The 16,852-nt window shown below is 55.4% G+C and carries 16 protein-coding genes; all 16 read left to right on the plus strand.

The genetic code is table 11. The features are described 5' to 3' along the window. The first annotated feature begins 80 nt into the window (after nt 1–80). The 16 genes from ravA to glmU all read left to right on the plus strand — a co-directional run bounded on the left by ravA (nt 81) and on the right by glmU (nt 16,825). Entirely contained in the window at nt 81–1,577 is a 1,497-nt protein-coding gene (gene ravA, locus C2E16_RS00125; RefSeq protein ID WP_084970087.1) for an ATPase RavA, read from the plus strand. Next, the gene (gene viaA / locus C2E16_RS00130; protein WP_038629253.1) at nt 1,574–3,034 is read left to right on the plus strand and encodes an ATPase RavA stimulator ViaA; all 1,461 of its coding nucleotides are present in this window, start codon (nt 1,574–1,576) and stop codon (nt 3,032–3,034) included. The genes ravA and viaA overlap by 4 nt, the downstream gene beginning before the upstream one ends. Nucleotides 3,035–3,172: 138 nt before the next feature. Then, the gene (gene asnC / locus C2E16_RS00135; protein ID WP_038629255.1) at nt 3,173–3,634 is read left to right on the plus strand and encodes a transcriptional regulator AsnC; all 462 of its coding nucleotides are present in this window, start codon (nt 3,173–3,175) and stop codon (nt 3,632–3,634) included. A 156-nt stretch (nt 3,635–3,790) separates the two neighbouring features. Further along, nucleotides 3,791–4,231 (plus strand): FMN-binding protein MioC, encoded by a 441-nt coding sequence (gene mioC / locus C2E16_RS00140; protein WP_038629257.1) that lies wholly within the window; start codon nt 3,791–3,793, stop codon nt 4,229–4,231. A gap of 446 nt (nt 4,232–4,677) precedes the next feature. Continuing rightward, on the plus strand, nt 4,678–6,567 hold the full coding sequence (gene mnmG, locus C2E16_RS00145; RefSeq protein ID WP_084970086.1) for a tRNA uridine-5-carboxymethylaminomethyl(34) synthesis enzyme MnmG: 1,890 nt from the start codon (nt 4,678–4,680) through the stop codon (nt 6,565–6,567). Nucleotides 6,568–6,687: 120 nt separating this feature from the next. Further along, a complete protein-coding gene (rsmG, locus tag C2E16_RS00150) occupies nt 6,688–7,305 on the plus strand; it encodes a 16S rRNA (guanine(527)-N(7))-methyltransferase RsmG (RefSeq protein WP_084970085.1) in 618 nt (205 codons plus the stop codon). A gap of 712 nt (nt 7,306–8,017) precedes the next feature. Beyond that, nucleotides 8,018–8,401, plus strand: coding sequence for a F0F1 ATP synthase subunit I (gene atpI / locus C2E16_RS00155; RefSeq protein ID WP_084970084.1), 384 nt, complete (start codon nt 8,018–8,020; stop codon nt 8,399–8,401). 8 nt (nt 8,402–8,409) lie between these two features. After that, a complete protein-coding gene (atpB, locus tag C2E16_RS00160) occupies nt 8,410–9,228 on the plus strand; it encodes a F0F1 ATP synthase subunit A (protein ID WP_038629264.1) in 819 nt (272 codons plus the stop codon). Between the two features lie 49 nt (nt 9,229–9,277). Continuing rightward, nucleotides 9,278–9,520 (plus strand): F0F1 ATP synthase subunit C, encoded by a 243-nt coding sequence (gene atpE, locus C2E16_RS00165; protein WP_038629267.1) that lies wholly within the window; start codon nt 9,278–9,280, stop codon nt 9,518–9,520. Nucleotides 9,521–9,639: 119 nt separating this feature from the next. Next, nucleotides 9,640–10,110, plus strand: coding sequence for a F0F1 ATP synthase subunit B (atpF, locus tag C2E16_RS00170; protein ID WP_038629270.1), 471 nt, complete (start codon nt 9,640–9,642; stop codon nt 10,108–10,110). A gap of 14 nt (nt 10,111–10,124) precedes the next feature. Then, the gene (atpH, locus tag C2E16_RS00175; RefSeq protein ID WP_084970083.1) at nt 10,125–10,658 is read left to right on the plus strand and encodes a F0F1 ATP synthase subunit delta; all 534 of its coding nucleotides are present in this window, start codon (nt 10,125–10,127) and stop codon (nt 10,656–10,658) included. Between the two features lie 14 nt (nt 10,659–10,672). After that, entirely contained in the window at nt 10,673–12,214 is a 1,542-nt protein-coding gene (gene atpA, locus C2E16_RS00180; protein WP_038629274.1) for a F0F1 ATP synthase subunit alpha, read from the plus strand. A gap of 52 nt (nt 12,215–12,266) precedes the next feature. Next, nucleotides 12,267–13,166: a F0F1 ATP synthase subunit gamma gene (gene atpG / locus C2E16_RS00185; protein ID WP_104951381.1), complete on the plus strand. Its 900-nt coding sequence runs from the start codon at nt 12,267–12,269 to the stop codon at nt 13,164–13,166. An 85-nt stretch (nt 13,167–13,251) separates the two neighbouring features. After that, entirely contained in the window at nt 13,252–14,649 is a 1,398-nt protein-coding gene (gene atpD / locus C2E16_RS00190; RefSeq protein WP_084970082.1) for a F0F1 ATP synthase subunit beta, read from the plus strand. 127 nt (nt 14,650–14,776) lie between these two features. Beyond that, nucleotides 14,777–15,196 carry a F0F1 ATP synthase subunit epsilon gene (locus tag C2E16_RS00195; RefSeq protein WP_038629281.1) on the plus strand — a complete coding sequence of 140 codons (420 nt, stop codon included), beginning with the start codon at nt 14,777–14,779 and terminating at the stop codon, nt 15,194–15,196. Between the two features lie 258 nt (nt 15,197–15,454). Next, on the plus strand, nt 15,455–16,825 hold the full coding sequence (gene glmU / locus C2E16_RS00200; protein ID WP_038629283.1) for a bifunctional UDP-N-acetylglucosamine diphosphorylase/glucosamine-1-phosphate N-acetyltransferase GlmU: 1,371 nt from the start codon (nt 15,455–15,457) through the stop codon (nt 16,823–16,825). Nucleotides 16,826–16,852 lie beyond the last annotated feature (27 nt).

Consider the following 16,852-nt stretch of genomic DNA (forward strand, 5'->3'; position numbering starts at 1 on the left):
TTCAAGCATGATAGCCAGTAGTGTTTGCGCCCGCTAATCGGGTAAAGCGTGTGCAGTAGTAACAGGATAATTGACTGATTATGGCTCAACCACATTTACTGGCTGAAAGAATTTCACGCCTCAGCAACGCGTTAGAAAAAGGCCTGTACGAGCGTCATCATGCCATACGCCTTTGTCTGCTGGCAGCGCTCAGCGGGGAAAGCGTCTTTTTACTGGGCCCGCCTGGCATCGCCAAGAGCCTGATCGCGCGTCGCCTGAAATATGCCTTTCAGCATGCGCGCGCGTTTGAATATCTGATGACCCGCTTTTCCACGCCGGAAGAGGTGTTTGGCCCTCTTTCGATTCAGGCGCTGAAAGATGAAGGCCGCTACCAGCGGCTAACTAAAGGTTACCTGCCCGATGCGGAAATCGTCTTTCTGGATGAGATCTGGAAAGCGGGACCGGCCATTCTGAATACCCTGCTGACCGCAATTAACGAACGGCGCTTCCGCAATGGCGACAGTGAAGAACGCATCCCGATGCGCCTGCTGGTGACCGCCTCTAACGAGCTGCCGGAAGCGGACAGCGGACTGGAAGCGTTATATGACCGCATGCTGATCCGCCTGTGGCTGGACAACGTGCATGAAAAGCATAACTTCCGCAATATGCTTATCCACCAGCAGGATGAAAACGCCAATCCGGTCGACAGCTCGCTGTGCATCACCGATGAAGAGTACCAGCAGTGGCAGACCAGCATCAGCCAGGTCGCGCTGCCGGAACCGGTGTTTGAGCTGATCTACCAACTGCGTCAGCGTCTGGAAGCGCTGCCGGACGCGCCCTACATCTCCGATCGCCGCTGGAAAAAAGCGATTCATCTGTTGCAGGCGTGCGCTTTTTATAGTGGCCGTGAGGCGATCGCGCCGGTGGATCTGATTCTGCTGAAAGATTGTCTGTGGCACGATATGGCGTCGATGACGCTGCTGGAACGGGAGATCGAAAGCCTGATTACCGAGCAGGCGTGGCAGCAGCAGCCGATGCTGATCGCATTGCAGCATATCAAAGCGCGTCATCTTGCCCTGTCGCAACAGCAGAGCCTCGACCGCGCCGTCAGGCTGGAAAAGCACGGCGGCATGTTCAGCCGTAAGCCGCATTATGAACTGCCCGATTCGCTCAGCGCCGAACAGCTGACGCTGATGCTGCAAAAGCCGCTGACGCTGCATGATATGCAGGTGACCCACGTCGTTATCGCGCGCGACACGCTGCAACACTGGCTGCTGAAAGGGGGAGAAGCGCGCGGCAAACTGAACGGTATCGGTTTTGCCCAGACGCTGGATCTGCAAATAGACGCCAACGACTGCCTGACGCTGCGCGACGTTAGTTTACAGTCATCGCGGCTGGCGCTGCCTGGCGAAATCCATCACGAAGCGCTGCCAGCGGAGATCGCCGAAGCGCTGGACGAGCTGGAGGCTCAGCTGCGGGCGCAACGCGCCCTTTTTGCTCAGCATCAACGCTGCCTGTTTATCAGCGACGACTGGCTGGCGCGCATCGAAAACAGCCTACAGGAAGTAGCTGAACAGCTGAAGAAAGCCAGGCAATGATCTCGCTGGAGACAATCAGCACCCTGCTGTCGATCAGCCAGAGTCAGCTGATCGAGGATCTGGCGATCGCCCTGCTCGCCTCGCCACAGCTGGTGCTGTTTTTTGAAAAATTCCCCGGTATGAAGAAGGCGCTGCTGCGCGATATGCCGCGCTGGAAAACTGAAATCGGCGAAAGTCTAAAAACCACCTCGGTGCCGGAAGCGCTGAAACAGGAGTTCCGGCTGTTTCAGCAACATCAGATGCTCGGCCTGACAGCCTTTACGCAGGCGCTGCCAGCGTTGCTGACGCAGCTGGAGAAGCTCTCCTCCCCTTTCGCCGAGCAGGCGCGCATCCTGGCGGGCCACTGTGATGGCCAGCCGCTCAGTCCGGCGCAGCATACGCTATTTCTTCAGCGCTGGCGGCTCAGCCTGACGCTGCAAACCATGACGCTGAACGAACATTTACTGGAGGAGCAGCGGGAAAACCTGCTGGCCGTTTTACAACAGCGCATGGCGCTAAGCGGCCAGCTGGCGCCGGTCCTGTCGGAAAACGACGAGTCCTCCGCCGGACGGCTGTGGGATATGAGCGCGGCGCCGCTACAGCGCGGCGATTACCAGCTGATTGTGGAATATGGCGAGTTTCTGGCCGCGCAGCCGGAGTTGATGAAGCTGGCGCAGCAGCTTGGCCGCAGTCGTGAAGCAAAGTCGGCGCCAGCGGAAGAGGCCCCGCCGGAGGCGTTTCACCAGCTTATCCGCCAGCCGGACAGCGTGCCGGAAGAGGTAAGCGGTCTGCATCAGAGCGAAGATGTGTTGCGCCTTTTACCGGCGGAGCTGGCGACGCTCGGCATCAGCGAACTGGAAGTGGATTTTTACCGCCGTCTGGTAGAAAAGCGCCTGCTTACCTATCGCTTACAGGGAGACGCCTGGCGCGACAAAATCGTGCAGCGGCCGGTAAGCCATCAGCAGCAGCAGGCCTGCCCGCAAGGCCCCTTTATTGTCTGCGTCGATACCTCAGGATCGATGGGCGGCTTTAACGAACGCTGCGCCAAAGCGTTCTGTCTGGCGCTGCTGAAGGTCGCGCTGGCGGAGAAGCGCCGCTGTTACATTATGCTGTTCGCTCACGAGGTGATCGGCTATGAGCTGACGGCCGAAGACGGGATCGCGCAGGCGATCCGTTTTCTCAGCCAGCGGTTCCGGGGCGGCACCGATCTGGCCGCCTGCCTGGAGGCGGTGCTGCTGCGGTTGCAGGATTCCGCATGGCGCGATGCGGATGCGGTGATCGTTTCCGACTTTATCGCCCAGCGACTGCCGGAAAGCATGATCAAAAGCGTTCAACAGCATCAGCACCAGCTACAGCAACGTTTCCATGCCGTCGCTATGTCCGCGCACGGCAAGCCAGGCATCCTGCGCATCTTCAATCATATCTGGCGTTTCGATACCGGCCTGAAGCAACGTCTGCTGCGCCGCTGGAAGCGCTGATCTCCTGCCGTTCCGGGCAGGCGACAGCTTTGCCTTTGCAATCCCTTCCGGCAACGGTAGGATGCCAGTATTCCGCCGGATGCGTTTCTCCCGGCCGGTCATCCCTTCTTCTTTATACTTAGCCAAGTGGAGCGAAACGTGGCAGAAACGCTGCAACTCGATAATCTGGATCGCGGTATCCTTAATGCGCTGCTGAATAACGCACGCACCGCCTACGCTGAACTGGCCAAGCAATTCAACGTCAGCCCCGGCACAATCCATGTGCGGGTGGAGAAAATGCGCCAGGCGGGCATTATTAAAGGCACGCGCGTGGAGATCGATCCGCGTCAGCTGGGCTACGACGTCTGCTGCTTTATCGGCATCATTTTAAAAAGCGCGCGCGACTACCCGGCGGCGCTGGCGAAGCTGGAAGCGCTGGACGAAGTGGTGGAAGCCTGGTATACCACGGGCCACTACAGCATCTTTATTAAAGTGATGTGCCGCTCTATCGATGCGTTGCAGCAGGTGCTTATCAACAAGATCCAGACCATCGACGAAATCCAGTCCACCGAAACGCTGATCTCCCTGCAAAACCCGATCATGCGTACGATCAAGCCCTGATCTGTGCATAATCTTATCCCTGACGTGGCGCCGCGCGGCAAAGGCGGATCCACGTTATTTCCCCCTGTTCATCTTCTGGTTTTCCACAGGTAGATCCCAGCCTAATCACAGCGTACAATGCACGCTCTTGAAGACAGCGCGTTGCAGGATCGCATCATGGCAGATATCACCCTTATTAGCGGCAGCACTCTCGGCAGTGCCGAATATGTAGCAGAACATCTGGCCGACAAGCTGGAAGAAGCGGGCTTATCAACCGAGACGCTGCATGGTCCGACGCTGGATGAACTTTCGTTACAGGGCGTCTGGCTGGTGGTCAGCTCCACGCATGGCGCAGGCGAGCTGCCGGATAACCTTCAGCCTCTTTATGAAGAACTTGCGCAGCAGCGGCCCGATCTTTCCGACCTGCGCTTTGGCGCAATCGGCATCGGCAACCGGGAATACGATCTTTTTTGTGGCGCGATTAAGCAGTTCGACCAGCTACTGACAGCCCTCGGCGCGAAGCGCATCGGCGAAAGACTGGAAATCGACGTGCTGGAACATGAAATCCCGGAAGATCCGGCGGAAGCCTGGCTGGAAAACTGGCGTCCTTTACTGTAGATCGCCCGATCGAGGCTGGGATCACCGCGCTTTTTTCCGTTGATCCCCAGCAGATTTCACTCTTTTTTATCCCTGGATCAACCGCAATCCTGTGGATAACCGTAGTGGAAAGGGTCTGATAACCGGTAGTTATCCCAAGAATAACCCTTGATGCTTTTTTCATCTGTGTATAAGTCGCCATTTCGATCCCAGCTTATACGGATCAGGATCACCGATCATTCACAGCAAACGATCCTCAATAAACTCCTGATCTGTTGAAGAAACCCGGCCTTATCCACAGAAAAGCACGATCCTAATAAGAGATCTAACAAAGAGATCCTTTAAAGAATAAAGATCTTACTTTTAACTACCCGACGATCCCGGCGCTTTCGTCATGCCATGAATTTGAGTAGAATCCACGCCCCAGGGCAACGATCCCTGATCGAACACTAACGAGGTATCTCCCCATGTTTTATCCCGATCCTTTTGACGTCATCGTCATCGGCGGCGGACATGCAGGCACTGAAGCCGCAATGGCCGCCGCCCGCATGGGTCAACAAACGCTGCTGTTAACCCATAACATCGATACGCTGGGACAAATGTCCTGTAATCCGGCGATCGGCGGCATCGGAAAGGGACATCTGGTGAAAGAAGTGGATGCGATGGGCGGCCTGATGGCCAGTGCGATCGATCGCGCCGGCATCCAGTTTAGGATACTAAACGCAAGCAAAGGTCCGGCTGTTCGCGCCACGCGCGCTCAGGCTGACCGTGTGCTTTATCGTCAGGCGATCCGCACCGCGCTGGAAAACCAGCCGAACCTGATGATCTTCCAGCAGGCGGTCGAGGATCTGATCGTCGAAAACGATCGCGTCGTCGGCGCCGTAACGCAGATGGGCCTGAAATTCCGCGCCCGCGCCGTGGTGCTGACGGTCGGCACTTTCCTCGACGGCAAGATTCATATCGGCCTGGATAACTACAGCGGCGGCCGCGCAGGCGATCCGCCTTCTATCCCGTTGGCGCGCCGTCTGCGGGAATTGCCGCTGCGCGTCAGCCGTCTGAAAACCGGCACGCCGCCGCGCATCGACGCCCGCACCATCGATTTCAGCGTGCTGGCGCCGCAGTATGGCGACGACCCGATGCCGGTTTTCTCGTTTATGGGCGACGCGTCGCAGCATCCGCAACAGGTGCCCTGCTACATCACCCATACCAATGAGCAGACGCATGAGGTGATCCGCAATAACCTCGATCGCAGTCCGATGTACGCAGGCGTGATCGAAGGGATCGGTCCGCGCTACTGCCCATCGATCGAAGATAAAGTGATGCGCTTCGCCGATCGCAACGCGCACCAGATCTTCCTTGAGCCTGAAGGCCTGACCAGTAACGAAATTTACCCGAACGGCATTTCCACCAGCCTGCCGTTTGACGTGCAGATGCAGATTGTGCGCTCGATGAAAGGCATGGAAAATGCGAAAATCGTCCGTCCGGGCTACGCCATTGAGTATGACTTCTTCGATCCGCGCGATTTGAAACCGACGCTGGAGAGTAAGTTTATTCAGGGGCTGTTCTTTGCCGGTCAGATCAACGGCACCACCGGCTATGAAGAGGCGGCGGCGCAGGGGATGCTGGCGGGTCTGAACGCCGGACGCCTTTCAGCGGAGAAAGAGACCTGGGCGCCGCGTCGCGATCAGGCTTACCTCGGCGTACTGGTGGACGACCTTTGCACGCTGGGCACCAAAGAGCCCTACCGCATGTTTACCTCGCGTGCCGAATATCGTCTGATGCTGCGCGAAGACAACGCCGATCTGCGTCTGACGGAAACGGCCCGCGAACTGGGTCTGGTCGACGATGCAAGCTGGGCGCGCTTTAATCAGAAACTGGAAAGCATTGAGCTGGAGCGTCAGCGCCTGCGCGATATGCACGTTCATCCGAAATCGGCGGATATCGACGTGGTTAACGCCGCGCTGAATACGCCGCTGACCAAAGAGGCGAGCGGAGAAGATCTGCTGCGTCGTCCTGAGATGACCTACGCGCGTCTGATGTCGCTGAAAGGCTTCGGCCCGGCACTGGCCGACGAGCAGGCCGCCGAGCAGGTTGAAATTCAGGTTAAATATGAAGGCTACATTGCGCGTCAGCAGGAAGAGATCGATCGCCAGCAGCGCAATGAAAATACCCTGCTGCCGGTGGATCTTGACTATCGCAACGTTAACGGCCTGTCGAATGAAGTGATCGCCAAGCTTAACGATCATAAACCAACGTCGATCGGCCAGGCGTCGCGTATTTCAGGCATTACGCCTGCCGCTATCTCTATTTTGCTGATTTACCTCAAAAAACAGGGTTTACTGCGTAAAAGCGCCTGATGATAAGGCGGAAATCCGCCCTGTGCCCGCTGCCGGACATGCTTCACGTTCGGTAGCGGGCAGCGCTGAACCTCTTTTCTGCACCGGACGCTGTTTCGCCTTTAGCTACTGGAATATGCCGTGATTAATAAACTCTCTCAGCTGCTCAGCGCAGCCAACATTTCTCTGTCCGATCAGCAAAAGCAACAGCTGGTTGGCTACGTTGAGCTGCTGCATAAGTGGAATAAAGCCTATAATCTCACCTCCGTGCGCGATCCGCAGGAAATGCTGGTGCGCCATATTCTCGACAGCATTGTGGTGAACCCTTATCTGAAAGGGGAGCGCTTTATCGATGTGGGCACCGGTCCGGGTCTGCCGGGCATTCCGCTGGCGATTGTGCGCCCGGAAGCGCATTTCACGTTGCTGGACAGCCTGGGCAAGCGCGTGCGCTTTCTGCGTCAGGTGCAATTCGCGCTGGGTTTAAACAACGTTGAACCCGTGCAGAGCCGCGTAGAGGCGTTTAACGGCGAGCCGCCGTTTGACGGCGTCATTAGCCGCGCCTTCGCCTCGCTGAACGATATGGTGAGCTGGTGTCATCATTTACCAGCGAAAGAAGGACGTTTCTATGCGCTGAAAGGACAGCGTCCTGATGATGAAATCGCCGCATTGCCGCCACAGTTTCGCGTAACCGACGTGATAGCCTTACGCGTTCCGGAGCTGGAAGGGGAACGTCATTTGGTGACGATTCAGACAGTTTGACCTTACCCCCTATGCGGTTATCCTTTTTTGCCACATTTTATCGCGAGTGGGGCGGTTAAAAGTTAGCCGAACGAAACAGTTTTTATCGGTCTCGTTTGTGACAAATATTGTTGCCTGGGGGTTAAAAGTGCGCGATGAAATTATCTGAAACCTTTCGCAATATTTAACCTGGATTTTACAATGATTTATCAGTCCAGTTACTTTAGCGAAGAGCTAAGGGGTGGCGAATAGTCACTTAAGAAAATATATCCGTGTTATCACTCTACGGAAGCAACGATAATTCGATGATTTAAATTTTACCGGGGATGTCAAACCCTCTGTTTTATTGCTCACTACGCCGAAATAGCGCGTTGTTTTTATTAATTCTATGAATTTTATGTAATTTATTAATATTTTTAGCGATTTATTTAAGATTATTCCTGCGCGATATATCAGCAGGATATTAACGAATTGTGATCTATCGCACGCTTTATGAGCACAAAGTTGACGGAATTGTTGTATCAGGCTTCCGGTTACCTTCGTCAACGAGTTTTAAAAAATAGGGCTGTCGAAAGAAATTTAAATAATTGTTCACCTTTTCGCTACTTATCGATTGAAATCGCAGGTGCGGCCCGTATAATTTGCTCGTTTTTTGCTGCTTGACTCAAAAGAGCAAAGGCAGTTTTATACGACACGCGACATACCTCGATCGGGGCAGGAGAGTTTCAGCGTCATGTCAGTGTCTCTTTACAGTGTGAAATTAGCCCGGACCGTGCTGCTGTGGCAGCTGGCGACTTTGCTCGTTATCGGCGTGCTCTGTTTTGCCCTTAAAGATATCAGCTGGGGCGCATCTGCCATCGCAGGTGGACTGGCAGCCTGGCTGCCAAACGTGTTGTTCGTGATTTTGGCCTGGCGCCTGGGCGCGCAAGCACCTGCTAAAGGGCGTATTGCCTGGAGCTTCGCGCTCGGCGAAGCGCTGAAAGTGTTTGTCACCATTGTTTTGCTCATTCTGGCGCTGGGCGTGCTTGATGCGGTGTTCGTGCCGGTCGGGCTGACCTGGTTATCGGTGCTGGTGGTTCAGATTGTGGCACCGGCTGTAATTAACAACAAAGGGTAAGAGGCATCATGGCTGCAGGAGAAATCTCTACTCCGCAAGATTACATAGGTCACCACCTGAACAACCTTCAGTTGGACCTGCGTACTTTCGAGCTGGTGAATCCGCACGACGCTCCGGCGACGTTTTGGGTATTAAATATTGATTCCATGTTTTTCTCCGTGGTGCTGGGTCTGATTTTCCTGGTGCTGTTCCGTAAAGTGGCCAACAGCGTCACCAGCGGCGTTCCGGGGAAATTACAGGCAGCTATTGAGCTGGTGGTCGGCTTCGTTGACGGAAACGTCCGCGATATGTACCACGGTAAAAGCAAACTTATCGCCCCGCTGGCGCTGACCATTTTCGTCTGGGTCTTCCTGATGAACTTTATGGATCTGCTGCCAATCGATTTTCTGCCATATATCGGTGAGCATGTCTTTGGTCTGCCTGCGCTGCGCGTTGTGCCGTCCGCTGACGTTAACGTTACGCTCTCCATGGCGCTGGGCGTCTTTATTTTGATTCTGTTCTACAGCTTCAAAATGAAAGGTGTTGGTGGTTTCGCTAAAGAGCTTACCCTGCAACCCTTTAATCATCCGCTGTTCATTCCTATCAACCTGATTCTGGAAGGCGTGAGCCTGCTGTCCAAACCGGTTTCTCTCGGTCTGCGACTGTTCGGCAACATGTATGCGGGTGAACTGATCTTTATCCTGATTGCGGGTCTGTTGCCGTGGTGGTCACAGTGGGTTCTGAGTGTGCCTTGGGCCATTTTCCACATCTTGATCATTTCGCTGCAGGCTTTCATTTTCATGGTCTTGACGATTGTCTATCTGTCGATGGCATCCGAAGAACATTGATTTTTTATTCACACTACTGCGTTTTAACTGAAACAAACTGGAGACTGTCATGGAAAACCTGAATATGGATCTGCTGTACATGGCTGCCGCTGTGATGATGGGCCTGGCGGCAATCGGTGCTGCGATCGGTATCGGCATCCTCGGAGGTAAATTCCTGGAAGGCGCCGCGCGTCAACCGGATCTGATCCCTCTGCTGCGTACGCAGTTCTTTGTTGTTATGGGTCTGGTGGATGCTATCCCGATGATCGCTGTAGGTCTGGGTCTGTACGTGATGTTTGCCGTCGCAGGTTAAGCGACAAGGCCAAACAAGAGTTCATCGGCCTGACGTGGTAAACGTCAGACGATGAGCGGATTCTGCGGGTTGTCTTCGATAACGGCAGAGTAAGTTAACTTAACGAGAGGCATTGTGCTGTGAACCTTAACGCAACAATCCTCGGCCAGGCCATCGCGTTCGTCCTGTTTGTCCTGTTCTGCATGAAGTACGTATGGCCGCCGATTATGGCTGCCATCGAAAAGCGCCAGAAAGAAGTCGCTGAAGGCCTTGCTTCTGCAGAACGCGCCAAAAAAGATTTGGATCTCGCACAGGCAACTGCGACCGACCAGCTGAAAAAAGCGAAAGAAGAAGCTCAGGTCATCATCGAGCAGGCGAACAAACGCCGCGCTCAGATCCTGGACGAAGTGAAAGCTGAAGCTGAGCAGGAACGTAACAAGATCGTGGCACAGGCGCAGGCGGAAATTGAAGCCGAGCGTAAACGTGCGCGTGAAGAGTTGCGTAAGCAAGTCGCGATGCTGGCTGTGGCCGGCGCCGAGAAAATCATCGAACGTTCCGTGGATGAAGCTGCTAACAGCGACATCGTAGATAAACTGGTCGCTGAACTGTAAGGAGGGAGGGGCTGATGTCTGAACTGATTACTGTAGCTCGCCCCTACGCCAAAGCAGCTTTTGACTTTGCCGTTGAGCATCAAAGCATCGACCGTTGGCAGCAAATGCTGGCGTTCGCTGCAGAAGTCGCTCGCAACGAACAGATGGCCGAATTGGTTTCCGGCGCGTTGGCGCCGGAAACCTTATCTGCCTCGTTCATCGCAGTCTGTGGTGACCAACTCGACGAAGCAGGTCAGAACCTTATCAAGGTTATGGCGGAAAACGGACGTTTGTCCGCGCTGCCGGCAGTACTGGAGCAATACATTCAACTGCGTGACGCCTGGGAGGCAACCGCTGAAGTTGATGTCATCTCTGCCAGTGCGCTGAGCGACGAGCAGCTGACGAAAATCAGCGCCGCAATGGAAAAGCGTCTGTCACGCAAAGTTAAGCTGAATTGCAAAATCGATAAGTCTGTAATGGCAGGCGTTATCATCCAGGCGGGTGATATGGTCATTGATGGTAGCGTACGCGGCCGTCTTGAACGTCTCGCAGACGTCTTGCAGTCTTAAGGGGACTGGAGCATATGCAACTGAATTCCACCGAAATCAGCGAACTGATCAAGCAGCGCATTGCTCAGTTCAATGTCGTGAGCGAAGCTCACAATGAAGGTACTATCGTTTCCGTCAGCGACGGCATCATCCGCGTACACGGCCTGGCCGATGTGATGCAGGGTGAGATGATCGCGCTGCCGGGCAACCGCTACGCTATCGCCCTGAACCTGGAGCGCGACTCCGTAGGTGCGGTGGTGATGGGTCCGTATGCTGACCTCGCCGAAGGCATGAAAGTGAAATGCACCGGCCGTATCCTGGAAGTTCCGGTTGGCCGCGGCCTGCTGGGCCGCGTAGTGAACACCCTGGGTGAAGCTATCGACGGTAAAGGTCCGGTTGAGCATGACGGTTTCTCTCCGGTTGAAGTTATCGCGCCGGGCGTTATCGATCGTCAATCCGTTGATGAGCCGGTTCAGACGGGCTACAAATCTGTCGATGCGATGATTCCAATCGGTCGCGGCCAGCGTGAGCTGATCATCGGCGACCGTCAGACCGGTAAAACCGCTCTGGCTATCGACGCCATCATCAACCAGCGCGACTCCGGCATCAAATGCGTATACGTCGCTATCGGCCAGAAAGCGTCTACCATCGCTAACGTGGTGCGCAAGCTGGAAGAGCATGGCGCGCTGGCGAACACCATCGTCGTGGTGGCGTCCGCTTCTGAATCCGCTGCGCTGCAATACCTGGCGCCGTACGCCGGCTGCGCGATGGGCGAATACTTCCGCGACCGCGGCGAAGACGCGCTGATCGTATACGATGACCTGTCCAAACAGGCCGTTGCTTACCGTCAGATTTCTCTGCTGCTGCGCCGTCCGCCGGGCCGTGAAGCGTTTCCTGGCGACGTGTTCTATCTCCACTCTCGCCTGCTGGAGCGCGCCTCCCGCGTAAACGCTGAATATGTTGAAGCGTTTACCAAAGGTGAAGTGAAAGGTAAAACCGGCTCACTGACCGCCCTGCCGATCATCGAAACGCAGGCGGGTGACGTTTCCGCGTTCGTTCCGACCAACGTAATCTCGATTACCGATGGTCAGATCTTCCTGGAATCTAACCTGTTCAACTCCGGCATCCGTCCGGCCGTTAACCCGGGTATCTCCGTATCCCGTGTTGGTGGCGCCGCACAGACCAAGATCGTGAAAAAACTGTCCGGCGGCATCCGTACTGCGCTGGCGCAGTATCGTGAACTGGCTGCGTTCTCTCAGTTCGCTTCCGACCTGGACGACGCGACCCGCAAGCAGCTGAGCCACGGTCAGAAAGTGACTGAGCTGCTGAAGCAGAAACAGTATGCGCCGATGTCCGTCGCCCAACAGGGTCTGGTGCTGTTCGCTGCCGAACGTGGTTACCTGAACGACGTCGAGCTGGCGAAAATCGGTAGCTTCGAAGCTGCGCTGCTGGCGTATGCCGATCGCGAACACGCTGAGCTGATGCAGGAAATCAACCAAACTGGTAACTACAACAACGAAATCGAAGAGAAGCTGAAAGGCCTCCTCGAAACGTTTAAAGCAACCCAGTCCTGGTAATGTCTGGCGGCTTGTCTGAAAAGGCAGGCCGCAAGGCTTTGAGGAGAAGCTAATGGCCGGCGCAAAAGAGATACGTAACAAGATTGGAAGCGTAAAAAATACGCAGAAAATCACTAAAGCGATGGAAATGGTCGCCGCCTCCAAAATGCGTAAAACGCAGGAACGCATGGCGGCCAGCCGTCCGTATGCAGATACCATGCGCAAAGTGATTGGTCACATTGCGCTGGGTAATCTGGAATACAAGCACCCTTACCTGGAAGAGCGCGACGTTAAGCGCGTCGGCTATTTGGTCGTTTCTACCGACCGCGGGCTTTGTGGTGGTTTGAACATTAACCTGTTCAAAAAATTGCTGGCAGAGATGAAAACCTGGTCCGACAAAGGCGTTCAGAGCGATCTGGCGATTATCGGTTCCAAGGGGCTGGCTTTCTTCGGTTCTGTAGGCGGCAACGTCGTGGCGCAGGTTACCGGCATGGGAGATAACCCTTCCCTGTCCGAACTGATCGGCCCGGTGAAGGTCATGCTGCAGGCGTATGACGAAGGTCGTCTCGACAAGCTGTATGTGGTCAGCAACAAATTTAACAACACCATGTCCCAGACTCCAACTATCACCCAACTGCTGCCGTTACCGCCAGCGGAAGGGGAAGAAGAGTTGAAGAGAAAAACCTGGGATTACCTGTACGAACCTGATCCGAAATCGCTGCTGGACACCCTGCTGCGTCGTTATGTCGAATCTCAGGTTTATCAGGGTGTTGTGGAAAACCTGGCCAGCGAACAGGCCGCGCGTATGGTGGCGATGAAAGCGGCGACCGACAACGGCGGCAACCTGATCAAAGAGCTGCAGTTGGTTTACAACAAGGCTCGTCAGGCCAGCATCACCCAGGAACTTACCGAGATCGTCTCGGGGCCTCCGCGGTTTAACCAGGTATACCCTGTCATTGTCGCGGCAGCCTGAGGCTAATCGCCGCCAGCAGCGCCGCTAAGCGTTACGCGCTTAGACAATGACGATGGGTAGAAACGAATTAGGTAGAGGATTCAAGATGGCAACTGGAAAGATTGTCCAGATCATCGGCGCCGTAGTTGACGTCGAGTTCCCTCAGGACGCTGTACCGCAGGTGTACAACGCCCTTGAGGTTAAAAATGGTGATGCGCGTCTGGTGCTGGAAGTGCAGCAGCAGCTGGGCGGCGGCGTAGTACGTACCATCGCAATGGGTACGTCTGACGGCCTGAAGCGTGGCCTGGAAGTGACCGACCTTAAAAAGCCGATTCAGGTGCCGGTAGGTAAAGCTACCCTGGGCCGTATCATGAACGTGCTGGGTGAGCCGATCGACATGAAAGGCGAGCTGAAAGAAGAAGACGGCAGCGCAGTAGAGATCGCCTCTATTCACCGCGCGGCGCCTTCTTACGAAGATCAGTCCAACTCCCAGGAACTGCTGGAAACCGGCATCAAGGTTATCGACCTGATGTGTCCGTTCGCCAAGGGCGGTAAAGTCGGTCTGTTCGGCGGCGCGGGCGTTGGTAAAACCGTAAACATGATGGAGCTGATCCGTAACATCGCGGCTGAGCACTCAGGTTACTCGGTATTCGCCGGTGTGGGCGAGCGTACTCGTGAGGGTAACGACTTCTACCACGAAATGACCGACTCCAACGTAATCGACAAAGTTGCGCTGGTCTACGGCCAGATGAACGAGCCGCCGGGCAACCGTCTGCGCGTGGCGCTGACCGGCCTGACCATGGCGGAAAAATTCCGTGATGAAGGCCGCGACGTACTGCTGTTCATCGATAACATCTACCGTTACACCCTGGCCGGTACCGAAGTCTCCGCGCTGCTGGGTCGTATGCCGTCCGCAGTAGGCTATCAGCCGACGCTGGCGGAAGAGATGGGCGTGCTGCAGGAGCGTATTACCTCCACCAAGACCGGTTCAATCACCTCCGTACAGGCCGTATACGTCCCTGCGGATGACTTGACTGACCCGTCTCCGGCGACCACCTTCGCCCACCTCGACTCAACCGTTACGCTGAGCCGTCAGATCGCGTCTCTGGGTATCTACCCGGCCGTTGACCCGCTGGACTCCACCAGCCGTCAGCTGGACCCGCTGGTTGTTGGTCAGGAGCACTACGACACCGCGCGTGGCGTGCAGTCTATTCTGCAGCGTTACCAGGAACTGAAAGACATCATCGCCATCCTGGGTATGGACGAACTGTCTGAAGACGACAAACTGCTGGTGGCGCGTGCCCGTAAGATTCAGCGCTTCCTGTCTCAGCCGTTCTTCGTGGCAGAAGTATTCACCGGTTCTCCGGGCAAATACGTTCCGCTGAAAGACACCATCCGTGGCTTTAAAGGCATTATGGAAGGTGAATTCGACCACCTGCCAGAGCAGGCCTTCTACATGGTTGGCGCCATCGAAGAAGCCGTGGAAAAAGCGAAGAAACTGTAATTATTTCCCCTGAGTCCCTCAGGCTGCGGCGCCTTCATTCCGGATCGTCTGTTTTAACCGGCGATTCGGGAAAGCGGGACAGCTGGCGACCTGAAGGATAAGGGGGCGGTTTTCCGGGAGGTTAACTATGGCTATGACTTATCACCTGGATGTTGTCAGCGCGGAACAGCAAATGTTCAGCGGCCTGGTGCAGAAAATTCAGGTGTCCGGCAGCGAAGGCGAGCTGGGGATTTTCCCTGGCCACACGCCGCTGCTGACCGCCATTAAGCCTGGTATGGTGCGTATCGTTAAACAGCACGGCGAAGAAGAGTTTATTTATCTCTCTGGCGGCGTGCTGGAAGTTCAGCCGGGTTCGGTTACCGTTCTGGCTGATACGGCGATTCGCGGTACCGACCTTGATGAAGCGCGCGCGCTGGAAGCGAAACGCAAAGCGGAAGAGCATATCAACAAAGCCCATGGAGATGTGGACTATGCTCAGGCTTCAGCCGAACTGGCGAAAGCCATCGCGAAGCTGCGCGTCATCGAACTGACCAAGAAAGCGATGTAATCAGGCTTAACAGCAGTTCATCATGCCAGCCCTAACGGGCTGGCATTTTTTATCTCCTCCGCCCTCTCCCCTTCTTGCTGCACAGCTAAAATTAAGCCGTTGAAAAGCGCCTTTTTTTGTTGGATTTATCGCCAGACTCAATGCATTCTTTGCGACAACGATTCACCGAAAGCCGGTTAATTTTGTTATGAGAAAAATGTAGTAATCTCGCAGCGAAACCGTTTAACTTTCAACTGTAAAAATTTAATCAGGATAGCCATGTCTAATAGCGCAATGAGCGTGGTGATCCTTGCCGCCGGCAAGGGAACCCGCATGTATTCCGATCTTCCTAAAGTCCTGCACGCTCTGGCAGGAAAGCCTATGGTTCAACACGTTATTGATGCGGCGAAGGGGCTTGGCGCGCGCGCAATCAACCTCGTTTACGGCCACGGCGGCGAGCTGCTGAAGGCAGCGCTGCGCGACGATGCGCTGAACTGGGTCTTACAGGCTGAACAGTTAGGGACAGGACATGCGATGCAGCAGGCTGCGCCCTTCTTTGCCGATGATGAAGATATCCTGATGCTGTACGGCGACGTGCCGCTCATCACCGTGGACACGCTGGCGCGGCTGCGTACGGCGAAGCCGCAGGGCGGCATCGGCCTGCTGACGGTCACGCTGGACAATCCCACCGGCTACGGCCGCATCGTGCGTGAAAATGGCCTGGTAACCGGCATCGTCGAGCAGAAAGACGCTTCGCCGCAACAGCTGGCGATTCAGGAGATTAACACCGGCATCCTGGTGGCCAACGGCGGCGATCTGAAACGCTGGCTGAGCCAGCTGAACAACAACAATGCGCAGGGCGAATATTACATTACCGATATCATCGCGCTTGCCTGGGCGGAAGGCCGTCGCATCGAAACCGTACAGCCGACGCGCATTAGCGAAACCGAAGGCGTGAATAACCGCCTGCAACTGGCGACGCTTGAGCGTATTTATCAGGCCGAGCAGGCGGAGAAGCTTCTGCTGGCGGGCGTTATGTTGCGCGATCCGGCCCGTTTCGATCTGCGCGGCGAGTTGCAGCATGGCCGCGACGTCGAAATCGACAGCAACGTTATCCTTGAAGGTCGCGTCACGCTGGGCAGTAACGTGAAGATCGGCGCGGGCTGCGTAATTAAAAACAGCTTTATCGGCGACGGTTGCGAAATCAGCCCCTACAGCGTGATTGAAGATGCCGAACTGGCCGCAGACTGCACCGTCGGCCCCTTTGCGCGTTTACGTCCGGGCAGCCAGCTTGGCGAAGCGGCGCACGTCGGCAATTTCGTGGAAATGAAAAAGGCGATGCTGGGCAAAGGCTCGAAAGCGGGTCATCTCAGCTATCTGGGCGACGCGGAGATCGGCTCCGGGGTCAATATCGGCGCCGGCACCATTACCTGCAACTATGACGGCGCCAATAAATCGAAAACGATTATCGGCGATGACGTCTTTGTTGGCTCCGATACGCAGCTGGTGGCGCCGGTCACGGTCGCCAGCGGCGCCACCATTGCCGCCGGCACCACCATCATGAAAGATGTGACCGCTGGCGAGCTGGTTTATAACCGTAAAGAACAGATTCAGAAGCCGGGCTGGCAACGCCCGGTAAAGAAAAAATAAAAAAACGCTAAATCATTCAGGTTGCAT

It is taken from the genome of Mixta calida, from assembly GCF_002953215.1.
In the GTDB taxonomy this organism is placed as follows: domain Bacteria; phylum Pseudomonadota; class Gammaproteobacteria; order Enterobacterales; family Enterobacteriaceae; genus Mixta; species Mixta calida.

Bases quoted from the DNA above. Each gene is read 5' to 3' on its own strand.
- ravA (WP_084970087.1), top strand. From the start codon at position 81: ATGGCTCAACCACATTTACTGGCTGAAAGAATTTCACGCCTCAGCAAC.
- viaA (WP_038629253.1), top strand. From the start codon at position 1,574: ATGATCTCGCTGGAGACAATCAGCACCCTGCTGTCGATCAGCCAGAGT.
- mioC (WP_038629257.1), top strand. From the start codon at position 3,791: ATGGCAGATATCACCCTTATTAGCGGCAGCACTCTCGGCAGTGCCGAA.
- mnmG (WP_084970086.1), top strand. From the start codon at position 4,678: ATGTTTTATCCCGATCCTTTTGACGTCATCGTCATCGGCGGCGGACAT.
- atpI (WP_084970084.1), top strand. From the start codon at position 8,018: ATGTCAGTGTCTCTTTACAGTGTGAAATTAGCCCGGACCGTGCTGCTG.
- atpB (WP_038629264.1), top strand. From the start codon at position 8,410: ATGGCTGCAGGAGAAATCTCTACTCCGCAAGATTACATAGGTCACCAC.
- atpE (WP_038629267.1), top strand. From the start codon at position 9,278: ATGGAAAACCTGAATATGGATCTGCTGTACATGGCTGCCGCTGTGATG.
- atpH (WP_084970083.1), top strand. From the start codon at position 10,125: ATGTCTGAACTGATTACTGTAGCTCGCCCCTACGCCAAAGCAGCTTTT.
- atpA (WP_038629274.1), top strand. From the start codon at position 10,673: ATGCAACTGAATTCCACCGAAATCAGCGAACTGATCAAGCAGCGCATT.
- atpG (WP_104951381.1), top strand. From the start codon at position 12,267: ATGGCCGGCGCAAAAGAGATACGTAACAAGATTGGAAGCGTAAAAAAT.
- atpD (WP_084970082.1), top strand. From the start codon at position 13,252: ATGGCAACTGGAAAGATTGTCCAGATCATCGGCGCCGTAGTTGACGTC.
- C2E16_RS00195 (WP_038629281.1), top strand. From the start codon at position 14,777: ATGGCTATGACTTATCACCTGGATGTTGTCAGCGCGGAACAGCAAATG.
- glmU (WP_038629283.1), top strand. From the start codon at position 15,455: ATGTCTAATAGCGCAATGAGCGTGGTGATCCTTGCCGCCGGCAAGGGA.